General features: G+C 48.2%; 10 protein-coding genes. 5 read left to right on the forward strand and 5 right to left on the reverse strand.

The genetic code is table 11. From position 1 onward, the window contains the following. Nucleotides 1-291: 291 nt before the first annotated feature. The gene (locus EKM92_RS08460) at nucleotides 292-951 is read right to left on the reverse strand and encodes a histidine phosphatase family protein (protein ID WP_125709806.1); all 660 of its coding nucleotides are present in this window, start codon (nucleotides 949-951) and stop codon (nucleotides 292-294) included. Between the two features lie 75 nt (nucleotides 952-1,026). Between EKM92_RS08460 and EKM92_RS08465 the strand changes: the two genes are divergently transcribed. Further along, the gene (locus tag EKM92_RS08465) at nucleotides 1,027-1,527 is read left to right on the forward strand and encodes a hypothetical protein (protein ID WP_125709808.1); all 501 of its coding nucleotides are present in this window, start codon (nucleotides 1,027-1,029) and stop codon (nucleotides 1,525-1,527) included. Then, complete coding sequence (locus EKM92_RS08470) at nucleotides 1,524-1,769, forward strand: hypothetical protein (RefSeq protein ID WP_125709810.1); 246 nt, start codon at nucleotides 1,524-1,526, stop codon at nucleotides 1,767-1,769. The genes EKM92_RS08465 and EKM92_RS08470 overlap by 4 nt, the downstream gene beginning before the upstream one ends. A gap of 557 nt (nucleotides 1,770-2,326) precedes the next feature. On the opposite strand, the gene EKM92_RS08475 is transcribed toward EKM92_RS08470, so the two are convergent. Continuing rightward, nucleotides 2,327-3,163, reverse strand: a complete 837-nt coding sequence (locus EKM92_RS08475) for a hypothetical protein (RefSeq protein WP_125709812.1) — start codon at nucleotides 3,161-3,163, stop codon at nucleotides 2,327-2,329. 188 nt (nucleotides 3,164-3,351) lie between these two features. Beyond that, nucleotides 3,352-4,254, reverse strand: coding sequence for a proline-specific peptidase family protein (locus EKM92_RS08480; protein WP_125709814.1), 903 nt, complete (start codon nucleotides 4,252-4,254; stop codon nucleotides 3,352-3,354). Nucleotides 4,255-4,341: 87 nt separating this feature from the next. On the opposite strand from EKM92_RS08480, the gene EKM92_RS08485 reads away from it, so the two are divergent. Further along, nucleotides 4,342-5,478 carry a hypothetical protein gene (locus EKM92_RS08485; RefSeq protein ID WP_125709816.1) on the forward strand — a complete coding sequence of 379 codons (1,137 nt, stop codon included), beginning with the start codon at nucleotides 4,342-4,344 and terminating at the stop codon, nucleotides 5,476-5,478. Between the two features lie 47 nt (nucleotides 5,479-5,525). Here the strand turns inward: EKM92_RS08485 and EKM92_RS08490 are convergent, their stop codons facing one another. Together EKM92_RS08490 and EKM92_RS08495 are read right to left on the reverse strand one after the other, a co-directional pair. Continuing rightward, nucleotides 5,526-6,956, reverse strand: a complete 1,431-nt coding sequence (locus tag EKM92_RS08490; RefSeq protein WP_125709818.1) for a glycoside hydrolase family 1 protein — start codon at nucleotides 6,954-6,956, stop codon at nucleotides 5,526-5,528. Between the two features lie 117 nt (nucleotides 6,957-7,073). Then, nucleotides 7,074-8,894: a monovalent cation:proton antiporter family protein gene (locus tag EKM92_RS08495; RefSeq protein ID WP_125709820.1), complete on the reverse strand. Its 1,821-nt coding sequence runs from the start codon at nucleotides 8,892-8,894 to the stop codon at nucleotides 7,074-7,076. A gap of 570 nt (nucleotides 8,895-9,464) precedes the next feature. Here EKM92_RS08495 and helD point away from each other — a divergent pair. Further along, nucleotides 9,465-11,762: an RNA polymerase recycling motor HelD gene (gene helD, locus EKM92_RS08500; protein ID WP_125709823.1), complete on the forward strand. Its 2,298-nt coding sequence runs from the start codon at nucleotides 9,465-9,467 to the stop codon at nucleotides 11,760-11,762. Nucleotides 11,763-11,766: 4 nt separating this feature from the next. Continuing rightward, the gene (locus tag EKM92_RS08505) at nucleotides 11,767-12,246 is read left to right on the forward strand and encodes an acyl-CoA thioesterase (RefSeq protein ID WP_125709825.1); all 480 of its coding nucleotides are present in this window, start codon (nucleotides 11,767-11,769) and stop codon (nucleotides 12,244-12,246) included. Nucleotides 12,247-12,468 lie beyond the last annotated feature (222 nt).

Raw genomic sequence — 12,468 nt, forward strand, 5'->3', positions numbered from 1 at the left:
GCCGTGATTGGTTTGCTTGTCTCGCTGGTTCGAGGCCTAACCCTCCTCGTTTCAGTGACGACGAAACTGTTAATAGCAGTTGGCGGATTGATTGCGGCGTTCGAAGCAATTCGGAAAAAATAAGCAAGCAAAAAGCCGCTTCTATACTTTTGCGAAGTGATAGCGGCTTAGCTTGCGATTCACTGATCACCACACTTATTGCGGCTCTGTGCGCATGACCTTGGCAGAGGTCGTGCGCTTCTTTTTTAGTTTAACATGTTTTGCTGGTTGTGCAAACTTAAAATAACGAAATTACAGTTCCAGTTGGTTATAACTTAAGACTTTCACGCCTTCGTTGGTCAGCGCGATTTTTGAAATCGAGCCGTTGCGTGGGGAGTCAGTGACGGTGAAGCCGTCGTTTTTCCCGAATTTGTCGACAATGCTGCGGATCGTGGTGCCATGGCTGACTAACAAGACGTTATCGCCGTGTTGATTGTCAGCCCGCAACAATTTGAAGCCTTTTTGCAGGCGATTCCAGTAAGTCAAGGCATCTTCGGCAGCGCCGAAAGGATCAGCTTCATGACAGAAATCTTTGGAAGCATCGACGCCATATTTTGAAATGATCTCTTTAAATGATGGCGCATCATGAGGGGCGCCAACGGCATACCAAGTTTTGGGAGAGTCTTCGCCTTCATAATAGCCGTAGAATTGTTCCCGGAAAAATGGCGTGATCGTGAGTTCAACGTTTGAGTTCAAATTTTTGGCCAGAATTTCACGAGCGGTATTGGAAGCCCGCATGGTGTCACTGGAATAGGCATGCGTGAAGGTGATATGGCTCAATAAGTCGCCGGCCCGCTTGGCATCAGCGATCCCTTTGTCGGTCAGCGGCGAGTCGGACCAGCCTTGCATTTTGTTGAAGCGATTGAACCAAGTTTGCCCATGGCGCACCAGATACACGGTAACAGTTTTCATTGTGGTACCTCCTGACTTTGCTTCTAGTTTAGCACACGCAAGCGCTAACGTGTTAAACTGAATATGGAGGACGCGATGATCAAAAAAATGCTCGCACTAAGTTTGCTAGTTGTTTTAGCAGGCTGCAGTGACAAACCGCAATCGACGCCAACACCACCAAAAATTAAACCTGCAGTGCACCGCGTCGTGTTCTCCCGCGAGTTTCAACACATGTGGTATCAAGTTGACGCTCAAGGTAGTGCGCATACGTTGCATTTTTCAAATAACGCCGTGACATACGACGGCGTCAAAACCTTGACTTATTGGGCGTCTGAACGCAACAAAGATGATAATCAGATCCTAGACGCCGGCCAACAACCAGAAACTAAGCGCGCGCAATGGGCTGCCGCCACGATTCGCGGCAGTTGGTTGAATCTCCGCGGTTGGTATCAACAAACCGGCAGTGGCACCAGCTATCAAGTGCACGGTCAACAACTGTGGGTCGCCAGTGGGGCGCAACCAACTGTGGTGGCTCACTTTTATCGCAATCTTACCTTCGCCAAATCGCACCCCGAACAAAAAGGAGAAACCCCATGAAAGAAAAATTTCGCCAAATGATGGAAACCTCTGCTAAACAATCAAATTCAAGCAGCTCCTTAAGCTATTGGGTCGGCTCTGCGATCGTATCTCTTGGTGGCGGTGGCTATGTGGCTTATCGCTTGTGGGAAATGGGACATACGATCGGTGCCGTCTTGGCAGGGATCGTGTTCTTGCTAGTTGGGATCTATGACTTGCGGATGGTGTTACATAAGCGGATCGCCAGTCGCAAACGCCGTTAAATTAGTGATCGTCGATGTATTTAGTCATCGGCGATCATTTTTTGAAATCGCTGACAAAAAATACTTGACATTAGTTTATGTATGCGTTACCATGAGTTCGAATTCTATGAGGAGTGGGTGGCTGAGCGCAGGTCACTCGTATCACTTCGCGACGGGTGGAAGTGCCCGCTAAACTCTCGGAGACCATCCCGTAGCATCTGGGCTTAACTGTCGAGCGCTGCTAGATCTCCAGTTCCAAAGTGCCGGTACTGAAGGGTCCCAGTCGTGGACTCAAACCAGTTACAGCCGGGAGTAGTGCCCTCACGGTGACGTGAGACGCAAGGCGACGTCTGTTTGCGAAAGGCAGTGCAAAGCCGATTAGCAACGAACGTGGTTGAGGTCTAATAAGCCAAGGCCCGCAGCAACGTCCTTGAAATGCTTGATACTGCATAAACGTAATTGAATGGCATAAAAGCCGCAGATCCACGAAGCAGAATCTTGTTTCGTGGATTTGTTGTGCCTTAATACAAAAACAACCTCATCGCAATTTTGTTCGCGATAAGGCTGTTGTCGTTTAATTATTTCAGTGAGGTGACAACCCGCAACAACGTCATGGCGTCGATGCCAGTGGCATTGTAAAGCGTGTTGCCTTGCCGCCAAGTGACACTGTTGAGTCGCAACCCATCAGTGGCAACGCGTAAGTTGATCGCACCGTGAGTGGCAGGAACTGGCAGAAATTCTTGTGAAAGCAAGGCGACGGCTTGACGACTCAAGGTCAACCCATTTTCTTGATTTTGGTTGATGGCTTGTACCGTCAGCGACCACCGGCCTTCTTGCCAAGTGGTGTAAGTGGAACCAGCGGCACCTTGTTGTGTACCAGTTAAATTATCGCCTAGCGCGACTGTCGGTAAGCCAGTTTCTGGTGCTTGGTAGTTGATCTGGGCTTCAGCGTCAGCAGCATTTTGATACGTTTGAGCGGAGATACTAATGTCGGCGGCATTGGCGTGGACTTCCGGTGTATTAAATGGTAAGGCCGTGTTCCGCGCGGCAAAATACATCGTGTAATGCGTCGCGTCGCCGGTGTAGCTGGCATTGAGAAATTGACCAGTGGCTAGTGGATAACTAGTCGGAACCAATGCGGAAGGAATCACCGCTTTGATTTGTTGGGTGAGGCTGGTCAAGCGGTCTTGGGTAGTTGCCGGCTTCGTAGACGAACTGCTGGTGCTGGACGCACTACTTGAACTCGATGATTTAGTCGAACTAGATGTTGATGATTTAGCTTTTGATGATGATTTTTGTTTCAGCGAAGACGTGGATTTGCTGCTAGACGAATCGTTAGTTGCAGGTTTGTTGCCGCAACTCACCAAGGTCAAGGCAGTGAGTAATGTTAAGGTGACACCCCAGAACTTTTTCATTGAAACCGCCTCCATTTCTACCTTTATTATACCTTTAACGCCAGGCTTTGCCTACGCATCGCAACCGGTAATGACTGGTAAAAATTTGGTTAAGGCAAAAAAATAGGACTTCAAATTGAAGTCCTAGTCGTGTTCTTCAAAGCAACGGCAATACAGATAGCCTAAGTGCGCTTTGAATCACACTGGTATTAATCGTTGAAGTTCCCGGTTTCAACATCGGAAATAAATTCTTTGAGATGTTTGAAGTAAACTGGGGCGTTGTCGATCATATGATGGTGACCGCCATCAGGAGTCGTGACCAAACGCGCATGCGGAATGTCTTCAGCCATGCGTTGGGCAGACTTCATTGGCATGGTTTCATGTTCACCAAAGGTCAACAAGGTAGGGACGGTGATGTTATGGATCTGGTCGCGAATGTCCCAGTCTTTGAGCTTACCAGTGACAACAAATTCGTTGTCGCCTTGGAAAGCGCCATAAACATCAGTCGCCATGGTGGAAATCAAATGAGAAATAGCCGGTGGTTGTTTGCGATCGACATAGCCGGCGTTTAACACGTCAACATACTTTTGGTATTGAGGATCAGACCAGTCGCCTTTTTTCTCGATTTCCTTCATGTAACGAACCGCTGAAGGCGGGAGTGCTTCTTCGCGGCACAGTTCAACATGTTCGAGGTATTCGTTGATGTTGTCGACCATTGAAGAAATGATCGCGCCTTTGAGGTGTTCGCCGTACTTCAATGCGTACAGTTGAACCAGCGCGCCGCCCCAGCTTTGACCGATCAAATAGAAATGGTCGATGCCGAGTTTTTGACGAACTTCTTCGACTTCATCCAAGAAGTAATCAGTGGTCAAATATTTTTGATTTTCTGGGTCGGAATAATCAGGTTGATCGGAATAAAAACTGCCGAGTTGATCGTACATGTGAACTTGTACGCCGAGGTCTGCGAGTTCTTTACCGAAGTTTTCCCAATATTCATGGGTGCCACCAGGGCCGCCGTGTAAGCACAGCAAATGAATATCGCCAGTGCCTTGGGTGTTGGTCCACAAGTGGTAGCCGTTGTCCAAGGTGAGGATCGTGGTTCCTTGCTTCATTGTGTATCACCACTTTCTTAAGATAATCATATTGTAACACTTGGGGTAATTTCGGGTAGAATGTTTATGAGAGAAAAGGGAGTTTACATGAAAAAAATTGTTCTTGTCACCATCGGGATATTATTAAGTTTCAGCCTCGCCGCTTGCCGTGCCACCACTGGTCCCAACGCTGAAGATCGCATCACTACTGTCGCCGAAGCCTCCAAACATCGGTTGACCACAGATGAACATATTTGGCAAACGCAAGCTGTTGCGACGATGAAAACTTCTGACTCAGCATTTTCCAAACCGAAATATGCAAAGCAATCAGACGACACCATCACCACGACCAACAAAGCAGGGATGGACGCCGCCGACAAACTGACCACGTACGCGCAAGCAAAGTCAGGGATGTTGCAAGGGATCAAGAATGAAAAGGCCGGCCAAAAGCTCACGACTTTAGCCCAAGTCAATCAACTGCTCAAAGCGGCTAAAGCGCCACATCAACTGACTAGCTTTGATCAGTTGGTGATTTACCAAGATAAAGTCACGATCGCAAAATCTGGTACCGGCGCGATCGTGATGGATCAAAAACTTTATTTGGTGCCGTTAGTCTGGAGTCCCAATTCAACAGTCAATGCGACGGTATTGACGCCAGCCAAACAACAACGTCCGAAACTCACCAACATCAAGGCGTTGCAAGGTCGCTGGGTGTCTAAAACCGATGCGACCGCGCAAATGCGAGTGTCAGGCAATTGGTTGTATCAAATTTCACCTCGTGGCGGCGTGTCTCGCGTCCAAATCCAAAACTTACGCGACTTATCGGATTCACAGTTAAGCAGCGGTCAGTTTGCGACGATGTCTGCGATCACCACGCAAAATCATTACCTGATGCCAAAAGCCACGACCACTGACGCAGCCGATGGGTTTAGCACGGTGTATTTGTTCTTAGACGCAAAACATTTTGCCGTGTTGACCACCAATCACAAACCAGTGATCTACACCAAATCCACTGCAGGAACTGATACCACCGCGATTCCTGACTGGGCGACGGCAATTTTCAAAACTTATGATGATCGCCACACCAATATCACTGCCACTTCGGCAGATCCGTTGAACAATGGGACTTATGAAGTCGTCGCCAACACCTACGACAACTTCTCCACATATTATGCTTTAGATCAACGCCAATATATGTTTGCCACCGTTAACGGCGATCAAGTTACCTTGTCTGCGACAGACTAAACAAAAAGTCGATCAACTCGTCACTCGAGTTGGTCGACTTTTCTCACTTACAGGTTGGCGCCGCGACTGCGATAATTTTCTTCAAGCCAGGCAAACGAATCTTTTTTGATCCGCTGCAAGCTGCCATGGCCTTGGTCGTCCATATCGACATACACCACGCCGTAGCGTTTCTTCATTTCGCCGGTGGACAAAGAAACTAAATCGATCGGTGCCCACATCGTATATCCAAAGCATGGGACATCGTCTAAGGTGATGGCATCGCGAATCGCGCGTAAGTGATCAGCCATGTAGTCAATGCGATATTGATCATGGACCTGACCATTTTCGAGTTTGTCGATCATTCCGAGGCCATTTTCGATCACGATCAACGGCTTTTGATAACGGTCGAAGAGTTCGTTTAAGCAATAGCGCAAGCCTAGCGGGTCGATCGGCCAATGCCATGGCGTCGTTTGCAAATGGGGATTTTCGTTGAGCAGGCCATTTTCTGCAGTGACAGTCCCTGAGCGATAATAACTAAATGCGAGAAAATCGATGGTCCCAGCTTTCAAGGTTTCGAGATCATCTGATGCCATTTCAAGCGTCACGCCCAGGCGCTTGAACAATTCGCGGGTGTAATGTGGATAAGCACCACGACTCATCACATCAGCAAAGAAGAAACAGGCTTCACGCCGTGTGGTGTAAGCCGCCCAAACATTTTGTGGATCGGAGCTAGCGGGATACATTTCGCTCATCATGTACATGGTGCCGAATTGCAAATTACGATCGATCAACCGTGCTTGGCGGATCACTGAAGCCGACGCGACGAACATGTTGTGGACACATTGATAACGCGTTTGGGGATCTTGCTTGTGGGTGCCAAGCGCCGCATACCCGCCTAAAATGTTGATCTCGTTGAAGGTCAACCAGTATTTCACGCGGTCATGATAATGACGGATCAAGGTCAATGCATAATGTTGATAAGCCGCGATGGTGCGGCGATCTGCCCAACCACCATATTCAATGGCCAATGCATTCGGCAATTCATCATGGCAAATTGTAATGATCGGCTGAATGTGTTTAGTGGCGAGATAGTCGATCACCTGATCATAAAATGCGAGGCCTTCAGGATTAGGTTCTTGTGCCATGCCAGTCGGGAAGATCCGCGACCAACACATTGAAAAGCGATAGGTCGTCGACCCCAGTTCTGCAAGTAAATCAATGTCTTCGCGCCAATGATGATAAAAATCTGTCGCTTGGTGACTGGGGTAGTAAGTATCGTCAAATAAAGTCGGCACGGCACCTTCTGGCAGTTCATCGCGGACGCCAGCGCTGCCGCGAGTGCCATCTTTTAACGTTAAGGTGATCTGCCGCGGTTTGCCATAAGCGCCAGCAGTCACAAAATCATGCGTTAGTAAGCCGCGGCCGCCTTCGTCGAAACCACCTTCACATTGAAAGTCGGCAGTGGCGCCGCCGAATAAGAAATCTTTTGGAAATGTCATGTTGTCGCCTCCAGTGAAAGTATACCGCTTACATTGCGAAGCAGCATCACAACGACACGCTAACGCACATTTCACGCCGAAAAAAACACCGCCAAGCTCAGTTGACGGTGTCGCAAGTTAGTTTTTCTTTTCCAGTTGTTGGCGGATGCCGGCAACTGCAGTTTTATCCCCAGAGAAGATAATATGATCGCCTAAGTGGATCTGGGTATCGCCATGTGGGGCGATGAACACTTTGTCGCGGTAGATTTGAGAAATCGTGATCTCATTGACAAACGGCAACGATTTAACTTCCATGCCAGTGAACTTGCGGTTGTTAACCGTGATTTCAAAGATCCCAGCTTGGGTATCGTCTAAGATCTTCAACGTTGATGGCGTTTCGATCAAAGAGCGTAATAAGGAAATCGAAGCATCGATCGTGTTGTAAACTTCCACCCCTTGTTCCCGCAATTCGTCGTAGCGCGTCGAGGCCACATTTTTCGATTCGAACCGCGCGATGATGCGAGGAACTTTCTCCGCCAAAGCCCATTGTGCCAGTTCAAAGTTTTTATCATGATCGAAGTACGCCAGCATCACCATATCGGCGTCAAACGCCCCAGCTTCATGCAGAGCTGCTTGCGAAAAGCTTGGCATCAGCTTGACGTTGACTTCAGAGTTATAAGTCGAGTACTTCGCCGGATCATCGGTAAACATCGTGATGTCGTACAAGCCTTTGGACAACTGTTGGGCGATCGGCACCGTCAACAAGTTCGTCCCAATGAAGTGGACGACTGTTTTCTTGAAGTCTTCTGGTTCTTCTTGATAGAAGCGGTTGAACAAAATCGGCGAGAAAATACAGGTAATGATCGCCGCTAACGTGAAAGCCCCAGACTGGGTCGCAGTTAAAATCCCTAAGTTTCGCCCAATGGTCAATGCCGGCACCACCAAGGTAATCGTGGTGGACACTAAGAATGTCCCAGCCACCGCATTGCGCGGCTTGAACCGTAGCCGCAAAACCACGGCCAGTAGCGCTTTAGCAAAGAAGAAGCCGATCAATAAAATCGGGATCAACGCCAAGGCTTTAGGGTCGGAAAGTAAGCTCCGCAAGTTGATCTTCACGCCAGTCATAATGAAGAAAATCGGAATGAAGAAGCCGTAACCTAAGCTGGTCAGCTTATCTTGGGTTTCTTCTCGTGGCCGCAACAACTTCATCACGATCCCAGCTAAGAACGCACCAAGAATGTTTTCCGCGCCGACAGATTCTGCGATGGTCACCAAGGTAATGATCAAGAAAAAGGCGAGGCGAATGTCCAGTTGCGTCGTGGCTTTGTCGATGCGGGCAAAGAATTGATAAGGTTTACGGAATCGCATCAACAAGAAGATCGCTGCCACAAAAATCGCGAGCAGCCACCAAACGGACTTCGACGACTTACCGTTAAGGGAGGCATATACGGTCAAGCTGATCAACGGGATCACTTCGCCAAGGGCGGCGATCAATAAAATCGTTTGCCCAAACGGTTTAGACAGCAACTCTTTTTCTTTCAGCGCCGCGATCACCACACCGAGGGCGACTGTCGAATAAACGATAGTCACAAACACAGCATGTGGCAAAAAGCCAGTAACTTGCAAAATCGTGGCAAACACTGCCGCTAGTGCTACGACACTGGCATAAGAGATCATTGCTAAAGCCGCCGGACCGATTTGTGTGGCTTGTTTTTGCGGTTTAAATAAAGAAAAGTCGATTTCCATCCCTGACAAAAACATCAACACAATGACCCCAAGGCTAGCAAGTTCATTCAACACACTACCAGTGCGGACGATGCCTAACACACTTTGTCCCAGCACAATGCCAGTGACGATTTCTGCAACCGCAGTTGGCGTCGAGGTGATATTAAATTTCGCCATCACCAGCGGGATCGCAAGGGCAGCGAATAAGACGATCAATAATGATAGAGAATCCATTGTGACCTCCCAAGTTTTTTGTCTAGTATACGCCTATCTCAATTATTACGCATTTCGATTTTCATATAAAGATGGTTTGGACGTGACCCTCCAGCTGGTCAGCTCTGCGTCGTGAGGGTCCTCGGTCGAACTAACTTGGACGCCTCGCAAGCTCGTCGCCAAGTGGATTTCGACCTGCGGATTCTCGTAAGCGGTAAACCGCTAACGAGAATCTCACCACGCCTACCAGCTTCCGCATCACGTCCAAACCACCTGTGCGATATCGGCCATAAGCGACACGTGGATCGATCGATTCGTCAGCGCGTCGTGTATCGAAAAAGTTAAGGGTGGAAAGGAATAGGCGACGCGGAGGAGAACTGGACAATTGACGTGATCATAAGAACATCGGCGTACTTTGCCGATTTCTGCAGCCGGCCGCACGCCAACTTGTCCAATTCTCCGTAGTGTCGCCTATTCCTTGGAACCCTCAACTTTTTTGCACCTAACCGTCGTGACAGCTGGGTCGTGGCATTTGTACCTGAAGGAGAAAAGTGCTACTATATTATAACGATTATTCAGCAAAGCGAGGGAATGCGCGTGGCAGATCAAAACCAACAATTTGAACAAGCTCATCTTAATGCCATCATGGGAGAACTCGGTAAAGCCGAGGATCGCCTGAGTGAAGAAATCGGCCGCACCAAAGCCGAAGAGCAACAACTCAACAAGCATTTTTTCAGTGACTTCTCACTGAACTTCAGTGGGGATGCCGAAGCCAGCGAAACCGCGGCTTCCATTCAGCAACAACAACAAATGCTTGATGAACGACAAAATGCTTGGCAACAATCTGACACCCAACTCAAAACCGTCAAGCGTCTACAAGTGAATCCATATTTTGCGCGGATCGACTTTCAAGAAGGCCAAGCAGATCCAGAAACCATCTATATCGGCTTAGGCTCATTCACCAACGCCAAAGGGAAGTTTCTGATTTACGACTGGCGTGCGCCGATCAGCTCGATTTATTATGATGGCGGCTTAGGTAAGGTCACTTATCAAACGCCAGACGGCCCACAAACTGTTGACGTGTCGTTGAAGCGGCAATTTGTGATCGCAGACGGCAAGATCCAGACGATGTTTGATACCACCGAAACCATCGGTGATCAAATGTTGTTGGAAGTGTTAGGCGAAAAGTCTGACACCCAAATGAAGTCCATCGTCACCACCATTCAACGGGAACAAAACCAAATCATTCGCGACACTTCTGCCGAATTATTATTCGTCCAAGGTGCTGCCGGCTCAGGGAAAACGAGTGCCGTCTTGCAGCGCGTGGCGTATTTGCTGTATCGCTACCGCGGGAAGTTAAACGCCAGCCAAGTGATCATGTTCAGTCCTAACCAACTGTTTTCTGATTACATCGGCAATGTTTTACCAGAACTTGGCGAACAAAACATGGTGCAGTTCACCTTTTATCAATATGTCTCTCGCCGAGTGCCAAACATCGACGTGCAGAACTTGTTCTCCCAGTTTGAAGTGGTGCAAACCCCAACTCAGAAGAAAGTCTCTGCGTTGAAAAACAGCCTCGCGTTCTTTGATGCCACCAAGCGTTATGCCACCAGCTTAGAGTCTGCTGGCATGCGCTTCCGCGACATCAAATTCCATGATGACGTGTTCTTCTCCAAAGCCCGCATCAAAGAAATTTTCTACTCATACAACGAAAATTATCACCTCGGCAACCGCTTGAACGCCACCAAAGAAAAGCTCATCAACATGCTCAACCATAAAGTGGAAAGCACGATGAAAGCCAAGTGGGTCCAAGAAGCCGTCGAAGACTTATCTGCCGAACGCATTCGCGAATTGCAAGCTAACGGTCCAGACGAATTCAAGAATTCCGATGACGAATACCGCTTCTTTGCTCGCAAAATCGTCATGGATGCCTTCAAGTCGATTCAACAAGCCATCGTTCGCAACCATTTCTTGAATGTCCGCGGTCAATACTTGCACTTCTTGAAAAATGCTGGCAACTTCATCAACTTACAAGAATTTGGTTTGACAGAAGAACAGTGGCAAGCAGACGTTGAAGACTTCTTAGTTGGCTTCAAGAATCGTCAACTGAACATGGTCGATGCCACGCCTTACTTATTCTTGTACGACTTGATCACCGGTCGCCACGGCGAACGTAACATGCGCTATGTCTTCATCGATGAAATTCAAGACTACACGCCATATCAACTCGCCTACTTGCGCGCCAGCTTCCCGAAAGCTCGCTTCACCCTGCTAGGGGACTTAAATCAAGCGATTTTCACCAAGTCCGCGTCTCACACCTTGATCCAAGATGTGTCGAAGTTGTTTGATCCAGACAAAACGCGTGTGATCCAGTTGACGCAGTCGTATCGCTCGACCAAACAAGTCACTGACTTCACCAAAGCGATTTTGAAGTCTGGGCAAGCCATCAACGCCTTCAACCGTCAAGGCCCGCTGCCAACGATCGCCTTGCGCGATACTGAAGCAGAGCTAGTCGATGCCGTTGCCGCGCAACTCAAAGTCAATGACGCAGCCAAGCAAACCACCGCTGTCATCGCCAAAACCTTAGAAGAAGCGGAACATATTCATCAACTGATGCAACAAGCAGGCTTAGCGTCGACCTTGATCCGCAGTGAAAACCAACGTTTAGCTGCAGGGGTCATCGTGGTGCCATCATACTTAGCCAAAGGGTTGGAATTTGATGCGGTCATCTTGTGGCAAGCAAACAAGCATTTCTTCCATGAAGAAGATGAACGCGAATTGTTGTACACCATCGCCAGCCGCGCAATGCACCGCTTGACGATTCTAGCAAGTCCAGACTTGTCGCCACTTCTTGATCAAGTGCCAGCTGACTTGTACCAGAAAGCGTAGTCGGATGAAAATGTCTGAAACTGTTGCCATTACCACGCATCGCGTTTTTCAAGGTCAGATGAATGAACATGACTCATTGTTCGGCGGTCAAACCTTGTCTTGGCTTGATGAAAATGCCTCGATTTCCGCGCACCGCTTTTCCAAGCGGCCGCTAGTCACCGGTTCCGTTGATTCCATGGTTTATGTCAATCCTGTTGAAATCGGCCATGCGTTAATGTATGCGTCAGTGATCACCGGGGTCGGGAAGAAGTCACTGGAAGTCTTCACCAAAATGATCGGTGAAGATTTAGACACAGGCCGGCGGTATTTGGCAGCATATGCCTTTACCACTTTTGTGTCGATGAACGCTGAGCCGCTTCCAAGTTTAGAAGCCGACGTTGATGAAGGCAAAAAACTTGCCGAAGGGTATCAAACCCGCCGTGCAGAAAATAAACGCCGCTTGAAATCGATGCCTGATGTGTCGTTAGATGTGGTGCCATATTAATTCAAAAGCTTCGAGCCCAATGCTCGAAGCTTTTTTGTTTTGTCGTCATCGTGCTTAACGTGTTGGTAACTGTTATATTAAGCACGGTTTGTGTGAGCTTAAATAACAATTGCTTATTTTCTCACAAGTATCAAATGACGCAAATGAGAATCTTTCCTGTTCACCATTTTATAAATAACTTTTTTAATAATCCTGCGTCAAATCCAATTGAGGTAAGTGTTA

The organism is Lacticaseibacillus porcinae (assembly GCF_003946305.1).
Taxonomy (GTDB): domain Bacteria; phylum Bacillota; class Bacilli; order Lactobacillales; family Lactobacillaceae; genus Lacticaseibacillus; species Lacticaseibacillus porcinae.

Bases quoted from the DNA above. Each gene is read 5' to 3' on its own strand.
- EKM92_RS08460 (WP_125709806.1), bottom strand. From the start codon at position 951: ATGAAAACTGTTACCGTGTATCTGGTGCGCCATGGGCAAACTTGGTTC.
- EKM92_RS08465 (WP_125709808.1), top strand. From the start codon at position 1,027: ATGATCAAAAAAATGCTCGCACTAAGTTTGCTAGTTGTTTTAGCAGGC.
- EKM92_RS08470 (WP_125709810.1), top strand. From the start codon at position 1,524: ATGAAAGAAAAATTTCGCCAAATGATGGAAACCTCTGCTAAACAATCA.
- EKM92_RS08475 (WP_125709812.1), bottom strand. From the start codon at position 3,163: ATGAAAAAGTTCTGGGGTGTCACCTTAACATTACTCACTGCCTTGACC.
- EKM92_RS08480 (WP_125709814.1), bottom strand. From the start codon at position 4,254: ATGAAGCAAGGAACCACGATCCTCACCTTGGACAACGGCTACCACTTG.
- EKM92_RS08485 (WP_125709816.1), top strand. From the start codon at position 4,342: ATGAAAAAAATTGTTCTTGTCACCATCGGGATATTATTAAGTTTCAGC.
- EKM92_RS08490 (WP_125709818.1), bottom strand. From the start codon at position 6,956: ATGACATTTCCAAAAGATTTCTTATTCGGCGGCGCCACTGCCGACTTT.
- EKM92_RS08495 (WP_125709820.1), bottom strand. From the start codon at position 8,894: ATGGATTCTCTATCATTATTGATCGTCTTATTCGCTGCCCTTGCGATC.
- helD (WP_125709823.1), top strand. From the start codon at position 9,465: ATGCGCGTGGCAGATCAAAACCAACAATTTGAACAAGCTCATCTTAAT.
- EKM92_RS08505 (WP_125709825.1), top strand. From the start codon at position 11,767: ATGAAAATGTCTGAAACTGTTGCCATTACCACGCATCGCGTTTTTCAA.